The sequence below is a fragment of the bacterium genome (assembly GCA_035703895.1).
Lineage (GTDB): Bacteria > Sysuimicrobiota > Sysuimicrobiia > Sysuimicrobiales > Segetimicrobiaceae > Segetimicrobium.
The window spans coordinates 1-15,309 of the sequence record DASSXJ010000012.1; the positions used below are offsets into that span (position 1 = coordinate 1).

At 67.1% G+C, this 15,309-nt stretch carries 18 protein-coding genes; 10 read left to right on the forward strand and 8 right to left on the reverse strand.

Annotation, left to right across the window (positions count from 1 at the left end):
- Nucleotides 1-529, reverse strand: a 529-nt coding sequence (locus VFP86_00845; GenBank protein ID HET8998171.1) for an ABC transporter substrate-binding protein, incomplete at its 3' end; no start/stop codon positions are given.
- A 155-nt stretch (nucleotides 530-684) separates the two neighbouring features.
- Here VFP86_00845 and VFP86_00850 point away from each other — a divergent pair.
- From VFP86_00850 to VFP86_00860, 3 genes are all read left to right on the forward strand, one after another.
- Nucleotides 685-1,158 carry a MaoC family dehydratase gene (locus VFP86_00850; protein ID HET8998172.1) on the forward strand — a complete coding sequence of 158 codons (474 nt, stop codon included), beginning with the start codon at nucleotides 685-687 and terminating at the stop codon, nucleotides 1,156-1,158.
- 18 nt (nucleotides 1,159-1,176) lie between these two features.
- Nucleotides 1,177-2,163, forward strand: coding sequence for a D-2-hydroxyacid dehydrogenase family protein (locus VFP86_00855; GenBank protein HET8998173.1), 987 nt, complete (start codon nucleotides 1,177-1,179; stop codon nucleotides 2,161-2,163).
- A gap of 103 nt (nucleotides 2,164-2,266) precedes the next feature.
- On the forward strand, nucleotides 2,267-3,988 hold the full coding sequence (locus tag VFP86_00860) for a hypothetical protein (GenBank protein HET8998174.1): 1,722 nt from the start codon (nucleotides 2,267-2,269) through the stop codon (nucleotides 3,986-3,988).
- Nucleotides 3,989-4,010: 22 nt separating this feature from the next.
- Here the strand turns inward: VFP86_00860 and VFP86_00865 are convergent, their stop codons facing one another.
- The gene (locus VFP86_00865) at nucleotides 4,011-5,093 is read right to left on the reverse strand and encodes an amidohydrolase family protein (GenBank protein ID HET8998175.1); all 1,083 of its coding nucleotides are present in this window, start codon (nucleotides 5,091-5,093) and stop codon (nucleotides 4,011-4,013) included.
- 10 nt (nucleotides 5,094-5,103) lie between these two features.
- Nucleotides 5,104-5,508: a Rieske (2Fe-2S) protein gene (locus VFP86_00870; GenBank protein ID HET8998176.1), complete on the reverse strand. Its 405-nt coding sequence runs from the start codon at nucleotides 5,506-5,508 to the stop codon at nucleotides 5,104-5,106.
- A 134-nt stretch (nucleotides 5,509-5,642) separates the two neighbouring features.
- On the opposite strand from VFP86_00870, the gene VFP86_00875 reads away from it, so the two are divergent.
- Nucleotides 5,643-6,182, forward strand: coding sequence for a hypothetical protein (locus tag VFP86_00875; GenBank protein HET8998177.1), 540 nt, complete (start codon nucleotides 5,643-5,645; stop codon nucleotides 6,180-6,182).
- Nucleotides 6,183-6,186: 4 nt separating this feature from the next.
- Here VFP86_00875 and VFP86_00880 read toward each other — a convergent pair whose 3' ends face one another.
- The 4 genes from VFP86_00880 to VFP86_00895 all read right to left on the reverse strand — a co-directional run bounded on the left by VFP86_00880 (nucleotide 6,187) and on the right by VFP86_00895 (nucleotide 8,855).
- Nucleotides 6,187-7,329 carry a hypothetical protein gene (locus tag VFP86_00880; protein ID HET8998178.1) on the reverse strand — a complete coding sequence of 381 codons (1,143 nt, stop codon included), beginning with the start codon at nucleotides 7,327-7,329 and terminating at the stop codon, nucleotides 6,187-6,189.
- A 159-nt stretch (nucleotides 7,330-7,488) separates the two neighbouring features.
- Complete coding sequence (locus tag VFP86_00885) at nucleotides 7,489-7,620, reverse strand: hypothetical protein (protein HET8998179.1); 132 nt, start codon at nucleotides 7,618-7,620, stop codon at nucleotides 7,489-7,491.
- A 6-nt stretch (nucleotides 7,621-7,626) separates the two neighbouring features.
- Nucleotides 7,627-7,863, reverse strand: a complete 237-nt coding sequence (locus VFP86_00890) for a hypothetical protein (protein HET8998180.1) — start codon at nucleotides 7,861-7,863, stop codon at nucleotides 7,627-7,629.
- A gap of 248 nt (nucleotides 7,864-8,111) precedes the next feature.
- Entirely contained in the window at nucleotides 8,112-8,855 is a 744-nt protein-coding gene (locus VFP86_00895) for an MBL fold metallo-hydrolase (protein HET8998181.1), read from the reverse strand.
- Between the two features lie 370 nt (nucleotides 8,856-9,225).
- Between VFP86_00895 and VFP86_00900 the strand changes: the two genes are divergently transcribed.
- The 3 genes from VFP86_00900 (at nucleotide 9,226) to VFP86_00910 (ending at nucleotide 12,155) form a co-directional block, all read left to right on the forward strand.
- Complete coding sequence (locus tag VFP86_00900; GenBank protein HET8998182.1) at nucleotides 9,226-9,975, forward strand: HAD family hydrolase; 750 nt, start codon at nucleotides 9,226-9,228, stop codon at nucleotides 9,973-9,975.
- The gene (locus VFP86_00905; GenBank protein HET8998183.1) at nucleotides 9,975-11,387 is read left to right on the forward strand and encodes an amidase; all 1,413 of its coding nucleotides are present in this window, start codon (nucleotides 9,975-9,977) and stop codon (nucleotides 11,385-11,387) included. The genes VFP86_00900 and VFP86_00905 overlap by 1 nt, the downstream gene beginning before the upstream one ends.
- Nucleotides 11,388-11,552: 165 nt before the next feature.
- Nucleotides 11,553-12,155, forward strand: a complete 603-nt coding sequence (locus tag VFP86_00910) for a hypothetical protein (protein ID HET8998184.1) — start codon at nucleotides 11,553-11,555, stop codon at nucleotides 12,153-12,155.
- A 33-nt stretch (nucleotides 12,156-12,188) separates the two neighbouring features.
- Here the strand turns inward: VFP86_00910 and VFP86_00915 are convergent, their stop codons facing one another.
- Nucleotides 12,189-12,596 (reverse strand): nuclear transport factor 2 family protein, encoded by a 408-nt coding sequence (locus VFP86_00915; protein ID HET8998185.1) that lies wholly within the window; start codon nucleotides 12,594-12,596, stop codon nucleotides 12,189-12,191.
- 93 nt (nucleotides 12,597-12,689) lie between these two features.
- Between VFP86_00915 and VFP86_00920 the strand changes: the two genes are divergently transcribed.
- Genes VFP86_00920 through VFP86_00930 form a run of 3 tightly spaced genes read left to right on the forward strand, consistent with a single transcriptional unit; the run spans nucleotide 12,690 to nucleotide 15,105 of the window.
- Entirely contained in the window at nucleotides 12,690-13,817 is a 1,128-nt protein-coding gene (locus VFP86_00920) for an ABC transporter ATP-binding protein (GenBank protein HET8998186.1), read from the forward strand.
- The gene (locus VFP86_00925) at nucleotides 13,805-14,452 is read left to right on the forward strand and encodes an ABC transporter permease (protein ID HET8998187.1); all 648 of its coding nucleotides are present in this window, start codon (nucleotides 13,805-13,807) and stop codon (nucleotides 14,450-14,452) included. Before VFP86_00920 ends, VFP86_00925 begins: the two co-directional genes overlap by 13 nt.
- Nucleotides 14,452-15,105 carry an ABC transporter permease gene (locus VFP86_00930; protein ID HET8998188.1) on the forward strand — a complete coding sequence of 218 codons (654 nt, stop codon included), beginning with the start codon at nucleotides 14,452-14,454 and terminating at the stop codon, nucleotides 15,103-15,105. Before VFP86_00925 ends, VFP86_00930 begins: the two co-directional genes overlap by 1 nt.
- The last annotated feature ends 204 nt before the right edge of the window (nucleotides 15,106-15,309 follow it).

The window sequence follows — 15,309 nt, forward strand, 5'->3', positions numbered from 1 at the left end:
AGTCCTTGCCGAGCGTCTCGAACGCCCGCTTGCTCGGAATGAACGCGCCGTTCGTGAGCATCACATAGTCCAGAAACGCGACATTGGGGTCTTTCAAGGTGAACGCAATGGTGGACTTGTCCAGTACGGCGATCTTTTGAACGATCGAGAACTGTCCTCGAAACTGGCTGGGCTCCTGTGGATCGAGCGCGCGCTTGAACGCCCACTCCACCACCGAGGCGTCGAGCTCCGAGCCATCCTGGAACCGGACACCCTTTCGCAGGATGAACGTCCACACGCGGCGGTCGGGGGAGAGTTTCCAGCGTTCTGCGAGCGAGGGGACGACGTGGCCGTCATCGGCCCGCTGCACAAGCTGATCGTAGATGAATCCGGCCACGAAGCTCGTCGGAGCTTCCTGGATCCGGATCGGGTCGAAGAGAGTCACATCGGCCTCGTTGGCGATGATCAGATCCTGACCCGGAGCGGCCGAGAACGCCGGGCTGCCGGAGAGCAGCAGGGCCAGCAGCGTCAAGACGACCATGATACGCATAGGCCGGAATCTCCCTTCCCCCCATCTTTGGGGAGCAATACGTCCCGGTCCGCCGAAGCCCTCCTGCCGTACGTGCTACGCTCAGCGGCGCTTCGAGACTGCCGGTTGGTGCCGAGGTCGACGGTGCGACCCTCTCGAATGGTACATCGATGAGTATGAGAGACTTTCCCGCCCCCATCGACAAACGCTACTTCGAGGACTACGTGCCCGGTGCTGTGTTTGAATATGGAACGATTACTGTGGATCAAGCGGACGTGATCGAGTTTGCGCGGCGGTTCGACCCACAGCCCTTCCACATCAATCCCGACGCCGCAGCGCGCGGGCCCTTTGGAGGGTTGATCGCGAGCGGATGGCACACGGCGAGCCTGACGATGCGCCTCGTCGTAGACCACTACCTGTCCAGCGTCGCCAGCTTGGGCTCTCCCGGCGTGGATGAGCTGCGTTGGACCCGGCCGGTTCGGCCCGGCGACACGTTACGCGTCCGCGTCTCTGTGCTGGGCGCCCGCCGCTCCCAGTCGAAGCCTGATCGCGGGATCGTACGTTCACACGTCGAGGCGTTGAATCAAGACGGCGACGTCGTGATGAGCCTCCAGGCCCTCAATCTCATACGCTGCAGAGAGATGGCGTAGCGGAAGGGGGGGATCGGGATGCGTCCATCGACCAACGTCGCGATCCTCGACGACTACCAGGGCGTCGCCCTCAGCACGGCGGATTGGGCGTCGCTCGGTGGAGATGTTCGCGTCCACGCGTTTCGCGATCACCTGACCGACGAACGCGCGCTCATCGACCGTCTCGAGCCATTCGACGTGATCGTCGCGATGCGCGAGCGCACCCCGTTTTCGAAATCCCTGCTTGACCGGCTCCCCCGGCTGCGGCTGCTGGTGACCACGGGGATGCGGAACGCCTCCATCGATATGGGAGCAGCGACGGAGCAGGGGCTCACGGTATGCGGCACCGAGGGGTTGGGATACCCGACCGCGGAACTGACCTGGGGCCTGATCCTGGCCTGGGCGCGCCGCATCCCGCATGAGGACCGGATCACGCGCCAAGGACGCTGGCAGACATCCGTGGGCGTGGGCCTCCGGGGAAAGATTCTCGGCGTGATCGGCCTCGGCCGGTTGGGCTCGCAGGTGGCGACCATCGGGCGAGCCTTCGGGATGTCGGTCATCGGCTGGAGCCAGAACCTCACCGCCGAGCGGGCCGCGGTGTGCGGCGCGACCCTCGCCGCGAAAGACGGCCTGCTCGCTCAATCAGATGTCGTGACGATCCACCTGCAGTTGAGCGAGCGCACCCGAGGCCTGCTGGGGGCGGAAGAGCTCGGATCGATGAAAGCCACCGCGCTGCTGGTCAACACCTCGCGCGGCCCTATTGTTGACGAGCGGGCGCTGATCGCCGCGCTCGAGCAGCGCACGATCGCGGGGGCCGCGCTTGACGTGTTCGACGAGGAGCCGCTGCCGCCGGACCACCCATTCCGGCATCTGGAGAACACGGTCATCACCCCGCACCTCGGCTACGTGACGCTCGAGAATTACCAGGTATTCTACAGGGACGCCGTCGAGGATGTGCGGGCGTTCCTCACCGGGAATCCCGTGCGGGTGCTCAACCCCCAGGTGCGGTCCGGGCGCCCGCGCTGACCAGTGCGGTTCGGACCCACGGGTCCGACCGGCAGGAGCCTGCCCCGCGCTCTTGGAAGAGTGTGTTCCCCCACTTCCGCCGGGCGGGGGAGGGGCTCGGGCGGTGGGATACGTGGAGATGCGCGGTCGTCAAACCAAGAATGTCAGGCCGCCCCTGGTGCTCCCGCTGTGGGTGCGCGGCCTCGCATTGGGAGCGGCGGCCGCTGCCGTCCTGCACTTCGCCGCGAGGGACATGGGCGGATTCCCGCGCGCGGTCGTGCTGCTGGCGTTGTACCTCTTGGTCCTCGCGACGGCCGCGGATTTGGTGTGGCACGTGTGGACCTGCCGCACCGCCGCGCCGGTCGCCGCGCTCTCCGGTGGCAGCGAGACCGTCCCGTGCTACACCGAGCGGTCGCGGATGTGGGTCTCGGGCGCGGCGCTCGCGCTGGCCGCGGCGACGACCACGCTTCACGGCGGGGACGCGCTGGCCGTGCTGCGGGCATGGGTGCAGCTGCATCGATGGGCCCCGCCGAGCATCGCGCTGACGATCATGCCGCTGACGGTGGCGGCCCACCAGCCGTTCCACGTTACCGTCATGGTGGACAACGGCGTCGCAAGCCGATACCGTTGCGAGTGGCAGGGGCCCGCGGCGGAGTGGGGCACGGAGAACTCGTGCGACACCGAGCGGATGGCGCCGCTTCACTTCGTGGAGCCGGACTGGCCCACACGCCGCGTCCCGGTCGCGGCGAAGGTGTTCGACGGTGATCGGCTGCTGGGAGCGACTCCCAACCAGACCATCACCATCAGCTACGCGCCGGTCGTCGAGATCATCTCGGACAAGGCCCGAATCATCCAGGGGCAGAAGGCGGAGTTCAGCGTCCGCGTCGATGGCCGCGCGCCCCGCGCCGACGACCGGTGCCGCTGGACGGTCGGGGGCGAGTTCGCCAGTTCCGACCGCTGCACGTTTGCCTTCACCGGCAAGGATCTGCCCAGTGCCCCCAGCACGATCGTGCGGGTCGCGGTCGAGGTCGAAAACGCCTCGATCCGAAGCGCCGGCAAGGCGGAAGCCTCGCTCGTCGTCGACCAGCCGCAGCATTTTATCGTCTACATGGTGGAAACCTCCCACCGCATGGCTCGGGTGACCCCCACCGGCACCGTCCTGGAGGACGTTAAGAACGACCTGATCGACGGCCTCTCCAACATCGATCCCGGAAGGGGATACCTCGGCGTCGGCACGTTTGGGGAGGACCAGTCCCATCCGGTCTGCTATCAGAATGTCCAGGTGCCCTATCCCATCCAGCCGCTCGACCTGAACGAGGCGAAGAGCGTCCTCTATCTGCTGCAGCCGGGGGCGGCCGACGCACCGGTGGCCACCGCGATGTTGAAAGGCCTCGCGCTTTTCCGTCCGTATGCGGCGCGCGCCGCGCAGCACGCATCCTTCGCCCTGGTCAGCATCGCGGCCGGCCTGGACACGTGCGCCGGCGCGCGGCCCGAGAACACGCTCAAGGCGCTCGACGCGATCATGGAGGGCGTCCGCACGTTGACGGCGCGCCTCGGCGGCCGGTTGCTGGCCATCACGATCGGGGTCGGCGAGACCGATCAGGACCGGCGGCAGTGGGACGCCCTGGCTAAGGTCACCCCCACGGAGTCGCCGTACGTGATCGTTCCCGCTCCCGATATCGTGACGCTCGATCAATCGGTCAGGGCCGCCGTCCAATTAGGCTCGCGTGACTACGACGCCCGCCTGGCCGGGTGCGGGAACCTGGCCCGGCTCCTCCGCGCACGAAATCTGGAGGCCGGGGCGGGGCAGGTGGAGCGGTACTGCCGGACGCTGTCCGCCCCTTGATTCGCTGGCGGCCGCCGAGCCGCTATGCCGTCACCGCTCCCGACCGGGCCGGCAGCCCGTACACCTCGCGTGCCGTCTCGTGGAAGATCCGCCGCCGGAGGTCATCGGGCAGCCGAGGGAACGCATCGGCCGGCGAATCGAAATCCCAGTGCGGATAGTCCGACGCGAACATCAGCGTCCGCTCGGCGCGGTTCCACTTGAACACCTCAAGCAGATCCGAGGGCTGGTCCGGCTCCTCGAGGGGCTGTGACGTGAAGCGGACGTGCTCCCAGACGTACTCGCTCGGCGGCCTCAAGACCCATGGGGTCTGATGGCGCAAGCCGCGCCAGTCGGCGTCGAGCCGCCAGAGGAAGGGCGCCAGCCACGCGTACCCCCCTTCGACAAAGACGACCTTGAGGGTGGGGAACTTCTCGAAGACGCCCTCGAAAATCATGCTGGTCAGGTGCGTCATGTATCCTTGGGGCCGGACCTGCCGGTTTTCGACATAGTACGAGCCGTACCCAGCGACGGAGGGCTGGCCGTTGATCCCGACGCCTTCGCTGCCCGTGTGCAGGGCGAACGGAAGGTTGAGCGCCTGGCACGATTCGAAGATGGGATGGTAGAACCGGTTGCCATAGGGCAGGCGCGCGCCGTTGCTGACCAGCACCTGCACGATGTCGGGGTGCGGGCCGACGCGTTCGATCTCCTTGACGGCCTGGGGAATGTCCTGGGTCGCGATCAGCATCGCGCCCTTGAGGCGGGGGTCGGCGGCGAGCCAGTGCTCGAGGAGGAAGTCGTTGTACGCGCGGGCGATCGCCGCGGCGTAGTCCGCGTCCGGCAAGGTGCCGAGCGGTCGCAGCTCCTGGCCGAGCAGAATCGCGTACTCCACGTCATAGCGGTCGAGGAGCTGCTCGCGCATCAACGCGATGTCGGACCCGGCAAAGCCGTCCGCCGGCCACGCATCGCCCCGATACCCGCGATCGCCTCCGTTTGGATAGCCGACGCCTGCGAGACGGATCCCCCATTCCTTGACATCCTCCTGGTAGGCACGGGGCAGGTAGGGGAGGAGCTGGCTCAGCTTGCCGTCCTTGAACCGGTTGTGAACGTCGCAATCGATGATCGGCATGACTCCCTCCTCACGCGTGTAGGATCACGAGGCCGTCCTCGGTCGTGACCGGGAATGTTTCGAGGATTACGTCCTGCTCGCCGGCCCTGCCGACAGTGACCTCAAACGTCTTGGCGCGCATCTTGTGGGGGTTGAAGTGCGTGCGGCCCGTTGCGATCTCAAACTCCCATCCGTGCCACGGGCATTGGATGATCTCGTCCTCGCGGCCGTAGAGATATTCATAGGGCCTGCCGGGCAGCGTTGTGCCCTTGATCTTTCCCAGGCACAGCGGGGCACCTTGGTGGGGGCACCGGTTGCGCAGCGCGTAGAACCGCCCCCGGATATTGAACACTCCGATCGAACGGCTCCCGGCCGTCACGATCCTCCGGCTTCCCGGCGGAAGGTCGGCCGCACGCCCCACCACGTATCGCGCCATCCGACGCATCCACATCATCAGCTGACATTCCCCCGTTCCTTGCCCGGGGGACCAAGCGTTTCCTGCCGGGGAGCGGGCCGCGGGGGGCCGGCGAAGGGGAGTGGCCTCGCCCGGCGCGAATGGGGCCCGCGGCCATGAGGGTGTCCCTGTGGGGGATCGCCGCCTACCTGCTCCTCTACGCGAGCGTCGTCACGGGCACGGCGCTCTCGTCATCCTTCTTGAGGGCGCGTGTGCCCGTCCTGACCCGGGCGGGGCGGCCGCACGAGATCCTCTCCCTGGGGGCGCTGTTTGCCTCGTTCGTCCACGCGGCCGCCAGCATGATCTCCCCGCAGGGGGAGCGCCTCGACTGGCTCCTGTTCGTCGGCCCCGAGCGCGGCGAGCCGCTCGGATTGTCCCTGGGCGTCGCGGCGCTGTACGCGGCCGGCGTCGCCGTCGGCTCGTTTTATCTGCGGCAGCGTCTCGCGCCGGTCCCCTGGCGCGGTCTGCACGCGCTGGCGTATCCGGGGTTCCTGCTTGCGGCCTGGCACAGCGCGGCCCTCGGCGCGAACGCCTGGCTGGGGGGCCTGCGGCTCTTGTACGCGATCACGGTGGCGAGCGCCGGTCTGCTGGCGTGCGGCCGCGCGGTCGAATACGCGACGCAGCCACCGCGGCGGCCGGGAACGCGCGGCGCGTGAGCGCCTACACGCCGTCCAGTTCGAGGATCTCGAGGCTGCCGTCGAACCGATCGACGAGGTAGATCAGCCCGTCGGCATCCACGTACACATCGTTGGACTGCGCCACCGTGCCTGGGATGTCCGGTACGTACCACGCCACCTCGGCCGGCCGGAAGGGATCCTTGATATCGACGACCCGAAGGCCGCCCGCAAAGTAGGTCAGATAGATCCGATCCTCGCGCTGGAGCCCCCCCGGCCGGTTTTCATGAATGTTGTGCGGGCCGAACCTGAACTCGGGATGCGCGATGCCCTCCGGGTCCACGCGGAACGCAGCCACCGGGACGGGGTTGCGCTCCTCCCGCGTGTCAACGATCCAGAGATATTTCTCGCGGTCGCGCCCTTCGCGGTGCTTTCGGAGCGCCTCCTGCGTACACACGACGAGACGCCGGCCCGGGAGCGGCATCGCGGTGTGGAGCATGTCCCCGAAGGGGGGAAAGAAGGTGTGGTGGGTGACCAGGCGCGGCCGTCCCGGCGCGCTGATGTCCAGGATCACCCACCCCCAATCCACGCATCCGACCACACACCGGTTCCCGGCGATGAAGGGCGCGCCGTGTACACGGACGGTCCAGCCGGACGGCCACGCGGGCCGCTCTCCGCCGGCCGTCCACTGGCCGGGGATCCACCAGCGCCCGGCTTCTTCGGGATGGTCGGGCCGCCGGAGGTCGATGATCCGGTAGATCTGATCGGTGAAGCCCTCCGCCCCCGCCGACAAGTGGGCGTACCGTCCATCGACGAACCAGAATCGATGTACGCCCGGACCTCCGGTGTCAAAGACGGCCAGCTCCCGCGGGGCGGCCGGCCGCTCGACATCGTAGATCGCGATCCCGGCGCTGAACTCCGTCCCGTCGTACCCGGGTTGCCGCTCGTGGTTGACGACCATCAGGCCGTTCGAGACCTGAACCTTGTGGCAGTGCGTATTCGGGGGCGCCGCCAGTTGAGCCATGACCTTCGGCGACCGGGGATCCCGGACGTCGATGATGGTTGCGCCGGCATCGCGCATCGGTGCGACATACACATACCCCCGGTCGACGATGACCTGCCCCGCGCCCCCGGGCCCGTACTCGGTGCGGCTGATCAGGCGGAGATGGTGCGACCTCGGCTGCGACAACACGCTCCCTCCCCCGTCGCATCCGGCGACGCGGGTGCGACCGCAGGCGAGGTTCGATGGCGGCGCGGGCGGTCCTCTTGCGACGCGCGGCGGGCGCTCGAAACGAGGGAGGGGGCACCCCAGTGGGGCGCCCCCGGAGGGAACGAGCGGCGAGAGGGGTTAGAAGCCGAGCCCGCGCTTGGCGCGGCGAAAGAAGAGCAAATGGAACGCGAGCGCGGAGAAGAGCAGCGCCAGGCTCACGCCGGCAGCCACCGGCAGACGCGGAGCGGAACGTTCCTCAAGCTTCAACATGCCGTGCTATTTCCACCCGGACGACCGATAGTGCGTGCGGCCGCGCTCCAGGCTTAGGAACACCCAACTCTTCTTCCGGAGCTGGTTCGGCAGCAGGTTGTGGAGCGCGGTCATCTCGGAGAGCGCGGCCTGGACCACGTTCTTCGCCTCCACTTGGTTCTCCAACACGTCGTACTCTGTATTAATGTTCCGCAGACGCCTGCGGATAGACGTCATGTTGCCGACGATCTGATCCATTGTCATGAGTCCTCACCTCCCTGACCGGCGGTGACGGCCCGGCCAGGCCATCAATGCATCGCCGAGTACACTCTCCATAGTTCCCTTCTTGGGCCGGACGCCCTCGGTTCATTATGGTTATTCCCCGGAATGTTCGGATGAGGGGTTCCGACTATTCGGATGAGAGGTCGAACGGATGTTGTGCGAAGGAGAACTTTTGCGGAAGATGTCCCGCAGATTTCCGACAGAGCACGTGAAGTTTTCGGCGGCCCGCATCAGAGGTCGACGCTCTTCCCATCTTCGGCCCATTCGTACGGAAGCGCTCCCGACCTCGCCAGCATCTCGGCACTCATGTGCGTGAGGATGACCCGCTTCGCCGAAATTTCTCCCAGGTGGGAGACGAGGGTCGCGAGGTCCATATGGATCCTCGACTTTGGGTGGGAGGTGTACGCTTCCGCGATGAAGAGATCCGCCCCACTGGCCGCATCGATCAGCGTCGGGGTCCACACGGTGTCTCCGGAGTAGGCGATGACCCTCCCGTCGCACTCGATCCGCAGCGCCAACGGTGGGGCTCCGCAAGGATGCTGCACGACGTACGGGGTCACCGTCACCGCCCCCAACGCCCGGGGGCGCTCCGGCTCTAGCTCCACGATCTCGAGGGGGAACCTGTACTGAACCCGGGAGGATTCTGGGAACAAGATCTCCATCGCCTCGATCACCCTCTGCTTCGTTCCTGGAGGCCCCGCGACCACCAGGGGCCGCGTGCGTTTCGCGAGCAGGTTCTGATCGATGACGACGAACGGCACCCCAGCGAAGTGATCTCCGTGCAGGTGGGAGACCAGGATCGTATCCAGCTCCCCCGGGTCCACGCCGAAGCGCTTCATGGCAATCAGCGACGATGCGCCGCAGTCGATCAGAAACCGGGTGGGCTCCGATCGGACCAAAAAGCATGTCTGGAAGCGTCCTCCGCTTCCAAACGCGTCCCCGCTCCCCAGAAACTGCACCGTGACTCGACCCATCGCACCCCTCCGGAACGTGCGGTGGCACAGCCCAACGCCACCTATGGGTAGCATACACGTGCCGGGCATCATAGAGATCGGCGAAGTCCTGTCGGTGCATTCCCGTGCTCCTTTCTGTCACGTAGTGGCTGCAGATCCTATTTCGTGACGCAGAATCGTCCGAAGGGATGAATTTTCCTCCCCGGTTCTTGATGCGCGCATCGGCGCATTTGGAGCATAACGTAGGCGCATGCTGCGTGATAATTCCAGGGATCCGTATACGGAATTATCCGGAAGCGGTGGTGGCGTGTCGAGGAAGACGACGGGCCCGCGCGGAACCAATCCGTCAGCCGGGCGGATGCAGCGTCCACGGCCCAAGGAGTCCACATCGGTGCCCGTACCGCCACTCCCCAAAGGCCTGCTCTGCGACATGGACGACACGATTCTCAATTCGAGCGGCGCCCGAGAACTCTGCTGGGGGGAGGCGTTCGCGGAAGCGGCCGGGCGGCTCGGCGGGCTCGAGTGGACGGCGTTCATCGAAGCGATCACCAGGACGGAGCGCTGGTTTTGGACGGATCCCGAGCGGCATCTGCGGGGACGGATGGATCTCCTGGCGGCGTGCCGGGAGACCACACACGCGGCCCTTGTGGAGTTGGGCATCGATCGTCTCGACCTGGCGAAGGCGCTGGCGGATCGATACCGCGAGCTCAGGGAAGAGCGGTTCTGCGTTTTTCCAGGCGCGCTCGAGACGCTCGACCACCTCCGGGCCGGGGGCGTGCGGCTCGCGATGATGACGAACGGCACCGCGGCGGACCAGCGCAGGAAGATCGACCGATTCGGCCTCGACCGGTACTTCGACCGAGTCCTCATCGAGGGCGAGTTGGGCGTGGGAAAGCCCCACTCGCGGGTCTACACGATCGCCCTCGCGGCGCTGGGTTGCCGCCCCGAGGAGGCCTGGAGCGTCGGGGATAATTTGGAATGGGATGTGGTCGGGCCCCAGCGGCTCGGCATCTACGGGATCTGGATTGACGGACGGGGGCAGGGGTTGCCGGCGGAGTCCGCCGCGCGGCCGGATCGCATCGTCCGGTCGATCACTGACCTGCGCGCGGGCGACGACACATGTTCACAGAGAGGTGGATGATGGCGACCAATGATCTGGGCTTCACGCCGGCGACGGAGCTGGCGGCATCGATTCGGGCCAAGACGCTCTCGCCCGTCGAACTTGTGGACGCCGTTCTTGCGCGGATCGACCGCCTCAACCCCGCGCTGAACGCCTTCTGCACCATCACGCACGAGGGGGCGCGCGCCGCCGCCAAGCAGGCGGAGGCCGCCGTGATGCGGGGTGGCGCATTGGGCCTCCTCCACGGCGTGCCCGTCTCCGTCAAAGACCTGGTGATGACCAAAGGCGTCCGGACGACCTGGGGATCGAAGATGTTCGAGCAGTTCGTGCCGGACGAGGACGCGCCGGTGGTCGTGCGATTGAAACAGGCCGGGGCAATCGTCCTCGGCAAGACCAACACCCCCGAGTTCGGATTCAAGGGAGTCACGGACAATCCGGTATTCGGGCCGACCCGCAATCCCTGGAGTCTCGCGCACACGCCGGGAGGATCGAGCGGCGGCGGCGCCGCCGCGGTGGCCGCAGGGCTCGGGCCGCTTGCGGTCGGGACCGACGGCGGCGGCTCAATTCGGATCCCGTGCAGCTGCTGCGGCCTCGTTGGGTTGAAGCCCACCCTCGGCCGCGTCGCGGCTGCTCCCACCTACGGGGGGCTCGAGACGCTCGCGCACACGGGCCCCATGGCCCGGACGGTACGCGACGCCGCTCTGATGATGAACGCGATCGCAGGACCGGACGCCCGCGACCTCAGTTCGCTGCCCGCCGACGGAACGGACTATGTGGCCGAACTGGCGCGCTCCGTGCAGGGACTGCGTCTGGGGTGGACGTCTGACTGGGGGTACGCACCGGTCGATCCTGAGGTCCGCCGGATTGCAGAGGCGGCAGCGATGCGCTTCGCGGAAGCCGGCTGCCGCGTGGAGGAAGCGAGGCCCGAATTCGAGAGTCCGGAGACGCCGTTTCACGTGCTGTTCTCCGGCTCGATCGCGGCGAGGCTAGGCGCGAAGCTTGCCGAATGGCGCGGCCGGATGGACCCCGGACTTGTCTGGATGATCGAGGAGGGCATGAAGTGGTCCGCGGTCGATTATGTGACCGCCGCCAACCGGCGCCGGACGCTCAGCGACGCCTTCGTCAAGTTCTTCGCGCAGCACGACCTGCTGCTCACGCCGACGCTGGCCGCGCCGCCGCTTCCGATCGGCGTCAACCATTACGAGGAGATCGGGGGGCGGAGGGTCAGCCCATCGGGGTGGTTCGCCTTCACCTATCCCATTAATATGACGGGGTTTCCCGCGGCATCGGTGCCCTGTGGGTGGACGGCCGACGGGCTTCCGGTTGGACTCCAGATCATCGGGCCGCGGTTTGCGGACGCGCTCGTGCTGCGGGCTGCGGCCGCGTTTGAGACGATCGCCCCCTGGGCGGCGAAGCGGCCCCCCATCGGGTAGAGCGCGCCGCCACAGGAAACCGATCGGGGCCCCCAGGCGTCGGCGGGTGCCGGGGAGCCCCGACGGTCGTCAGAGCACCGCACTGTATTCGCCGCGACGGGATCGACTCCTGGTGACCCCGTCATCGTCTACGGGGAACCAACAAAGGGCACTATGGTGGGTACGATGAGCATACCACCACTGCGCTGTATCCTCTCCGCCGTGGTCTTGATGGCGGCCTCTCTCGCGCCCGCGGGCGCCCAGTCGGCATTGCTTCCGGTGTCCGACCCCAAGGGGCTCTTCTCGATCAGCATCCCCTCGGACTGGCGTGTGGCAAACAGCCGGATGAGCGATGTGGTATTCAAGGGACTGCGCACCAGCGACGTGGGACGGAATGTCGTCTCCACGCTTGCCGCGCAGAGCGAAGGCGGCGACGGCGGTATGCCGGCGATCCTCGCCGTGGCGGCGGTGGACCTTCCGGAGCGGGTATCCCCTACCGCGTTCGCCGAGGTCGTGAAAGGCGAGATCCCCTCCGGGTGGGAGGTCACGCAGGATGGCCGGGCGACGATCGCCGGACGCGACGCCCACTACCTCTACTTCATCATGCACCAGACCGACTACGCGCTCTACATGGTGATGGCGTACTTCAATGTGGGGCGGACGGGCTTCCTTGTGGTCGGCGGCACGCTGAACGAGCCGGACTCGATTCGGAAACACTTTGCCACGATCTCGCACATCTTGGAGACGTTCCGCCCCAACCCGAAGCTCGGGGCGCTCTCGGTTCGATAATCCGCCGGGTTGCGCGGTCGGTCGGCGCTTTGACTACCGGGTCGCCGGCGCCGCCGAGAAGTGAGAGTGGACGGCCACCCACCGTTCGTCGCGCGGGACCAGGATCACCGTCGCCCTCCCAGGCCGTGGCACGGTCGTGCCGTCCGGCCTGACGCCGACCGAGTCCCACGGCACGACCACCCCGAGCAGTGTGCCGTTCCCCACGCAGCGGACCTCCGCCAGCCTAAATGTGAACTCCCGGATCGTGGGCCAGATGTGCTGCCACTGGTCGCGCTCTAGCGCATCCCGGCCGTCGACGATCGCGGCATACGTGCCAAAGGCCTGTACTTCAGGCGCGAACAACGATCGCGCCGACTCGTAGTCGACCGCCCGCACGCAACGCTGTAGCGCCGCCAGCCACGCTCGAGCCGCCTGGGTCAGCGGATCGTGATCCGTAAGCATACTCACCGTGGACCGCTTCGCGGACGGTGGGGAGGGTCCTCTGTGTATGATCGCAGAGGGTGAAGCCGAGAGCACGTAGAACCGACGTTGGCCATGATTCGGTTCGAAGACGTGGTGAAGGTCTATCCCGGCGGCGCGCGTGCGGTCGACGGGCTCACCTTCACCATCGGCGAGGGCGAGTGCGTGGTGTTCGTCGGGCCCTCTGGCTGCGGGAAGACGACCACGCTGAAGCTGACCAATCAACTGCTGCGTCCCACGTCCGGCCGGATCTTCGTCGCCGGGCACGACATCGCGACCCGGGATCCGATCGCCCTGCGGCGCGGCATCGGATACGTGATCCAAGAGGTCGGTCTCCTGCCGCACATGACAGTCATCGAGAACGTGGGGCTCGTCCCGCGATTGGTGGGGTGGCCGAGAGCCCGCATCCTCACGCGCGCCCGCGAGTTGCTTGACCTGGTCGGGCTTCCGCCCGGCGAGTTCGCGACGAAGCGTCCCCACCAGCTCAGCGGCGGGCAACGGCAGCGCGTCGGCGTGGCGCGGGCAATGGCCGCCGACCCGCCCGTGATCCTGATGGACGAGCCGTTCGGCGCCCTCGACCCGGTGACCCGCGCCCAGCTGCAGGACGAGTTTCTCAGGCTGCGGACCCGCGTGCGAAAGACCATTCTCTTCATCACGCATGATGTCGACGAGGCGGTCCGCCTGGGCGACCGGATCGCGGTGATGCGGTCGGGCCGGATCGTGCAGCTTGCGCCTCCGGCCGATGTCCTGCGCCGGCCGGCAGACGAGTTCGTCCGGCAGTTCGTCGGCCGGGATCGAGGGATGAAGCTTTTGAAGCTGGCCCGTGTGCGGGATCTCGTGGAGCGCCGAGTCGCCAAAGCCGCCGCACACGACGACATCGAGATCACCCGGCGGATGATGCGGGACGCCTGGTCCGACACGCTCGCCGTGGTCGGATCCGATGGGACGTTTCGCGGCGTGCTCACGTTCCAGGATCTGGAGGGGCGGGCCGGGCCTGTGGGGAGGCTCAGAGTTCGTCCCTTTCCCACCACCTCTGAAGATCAGAGCCTGCACGAAGCGATGGCGACGATGCTCGTCGAGGGCGTCGCCTGGCTGCCCGTGCTGGACGAACGGGGCGGGCTCGTGGGGGCGGTCACGATGGGTGCCTTCGCAAGGCTCACAGCGGCGCCGGCAGAGGAGCGGACCATCCCGTGGACCTGCTGATCTACATGCAGCGGCACCTGCATGAGATTCTCACGCTGACCCTTCAGCATCTCTGGCTGGCGTTTCTCGCCGTCGCGATCTCGACCGTCATTGGCGTCGCCTGCGGCATCCTGCTCAGCCGGGTCAGGCTGCTCGCGGGACCGGTGATTGGGATCGCGGGGGTCTTCTACACGATTCCCAGTCTCGCGCTCTTCGGGTTCCTCATCCCGATGATGGGCATCGGCGTTCGCCCGGCCCTGCTGGCGCTGATCCTGTACGCGCAGTTGGTGCTCATCCGCAATACCTACGTGGGGATCCTTGAGGTCGATCCCGCGTCCCTCGAGGCCGGCCGGGGGATGGGCATGCGCGGCTGGCAGCTGTTGCTCCTCATTGAGCTGCCTCTGGCTCTCCCGGTCGTGATGGCGGGTATCCGGACGACCGCGGTGATGAGCATCGGGATCGCGGCGATCGCCTCCTACATCGGGGCGGGCGGGCTCGGCACGCTGATCTTCCAGGGGATCTCCAGAGTCGACAGCGTCCTGATCCTGGCCGGCGCGATCCCCGTCTCGCTGCTGGCGATCGCCACCGATGCGGCGCTGGCGGCTGTTGAACGGGGACTGAGGCCGTGGGCCGACGTCCGGCGCGCCACATCCTAATGGACACGGTCGGGGCCATCCTGTCATTTCGATGGATGATCCTCAAGCTGGGGATCCGTCATCTCGAGATCGTCGCCGTCGCCGTCCTCCTCTCCACGATCATCGGGATCGCGCTCGGCGTCCTGGTGAGCCGCCGGCGGGATCTCGCCGCGGTCGTGGTCGGGGCCGCCAACCTCGGGCAGGCGATCCCCAGCCTCGCGGTGCTCGGTCTGGTGATTCCGTTTCTCGGCATCGGCCAGGCGCCCACCATATTCGCCCTCGTGCTCCGGGGGACGCTGCCCATCCTCAACAACACCTACGCCGGGGTCTCGAGCGTTGACCGGGCGATCGTCGAGGCCAGTCGGGGCATGGGTATGCGCGGGTGGCAGGTGCTGGTCATGATCGAGTTCCCGCTGGCGTTTCCCGTGATCATGGCCGGGATTCGGAGCGCGACGGTCGTGAGCATCAGCCTCGCCACGATTGCCGCGCTGATCGGCTCCGGGGGCCTCGGCGAACTCATCTATCAGGGGCTCGCGATGGTCGACTTGAACCGCCTGCTCGCGGGCTCGATCCCCGTCGCGCTCCTGGCGATTGCCGCCGACGCCCTCCTCGGATGGGCGCAGCGGGCGGCGACCGCGCGAGCTGCGGCGGTAGGTGATCAGTGGGGTCGGTGACGGCGGGGGCTCGAGCGCGTTCTACCAGTGCCGATGCATCGCGTATCGCAAGAGACTGGGGAAGGGGGAAGCATCATGAGCCAATGGACCGAAGCAGAGCGCATTCAGGAGGGGGCGCGCATCCGGCGCCAGGTGTTGGGCCCTGCCTATGTGGACCGGGGCAAGACGGAAGCTCAGGCCGATCCATTTTCCCAGCACTTCGTC

What these genes read in the sequence shown, in the direction of transcription:
- VFP86_00885 (HET8998179.1), bottom strand. Translation starts at nt 7,620, where the DNA reads ATGTTGAAGCTTGAGGAACGTTCCGCTCCGCGTCTGCCGGTGGCTGCC.
- VFP86_00910 (HET8998184.1), top strand. Translation starts at nt 11,553, where the DNA reads ATGAGCATACCACCACTGCGCTGTATCCTCTCCGCCGTGGTCTTGATG.
- VFP86_00905 (HET8998183.1), top strand. Translation starts at nt 9,975, where the DNA reads ATGGCGACCAATGATCTGGGCTTCACGCCGGCGACGGAGCTGGCGGCA.
- VFP86_00875 (HET8998177.1), top strand. Translation starts at nt 5,643, where the DNA reads ATGAGGGTGTCCCTGTGGGGGATCGCCGCCTACCTGCTCCTCTACGCG.
- VFP86_00855 (HET8998173.1), top strand. Translation starts at nt 1,177, where the DNA reads ATGCGTCCATCGACCAACGTCGCGATCCTCGACGACTACCAGGGCGTC.
- VFP86_00930 (HET8998188.1), top strand. Translation starts at nt 14,452, where the DNA reads ATGGACACGGTCGGGGCCATCCTGTCATTTCGATGGATGATCCTCAAG.
- VFP86_00870 (HET8998176.1), bottom strand. Translation starts at nt 5,508, where the DNA reads ATGGCGCGATACGTGGTGGGGCGTGCGGCCGACCTTCCGCCGGGAAGC.
- VFP86_00895 (HET8998181.1), bottom strand. Translation starts at nt 8,855, where the DNA reads ATGGGTCGAGTCACGGTGCAGTTTCTGGGGAGCGGGGACGCGTTTGGA.
- VFP86_00890 (HET8998180.1), bottom strand. Translation starts at nt 7,863, where the DNA reads ATGACAATGGATCAGATCGTCGGCAACATGACGTCTATCCGCAGGCGT.
- VFP86_00850 (HET8998172.1), top strand. Translation starts at nt 685, where the DNA reads ATGAGAGACTTTCCCGCCCCCATCGACAAACGCTACTTCGAGGACTAC.
- VFP86_00865 (HET8998175.1), bottom strand. Translation starts at nt 5,093, where the DNA reads ATGCCGATCATCGATTGCGACGTTCACAACCGGTTCAAGGACGGCAAG.
- VFP86_00915 (HET8998185.1), bottom strand. Translation starts at nt 12,596, where the DNA reads ATGCTTACGGATCACGATCCGCTGACCCAGGCGGCTCGAGCGTGGCTG.
- VFP86_00920 (HET8998186.1), top strand. Translation starts at nt 12,690, where the DNA reads ATGATTCGGTTCGAAGACGTGGTGAAGGTCTATCCCGGCGGCGCGCGT.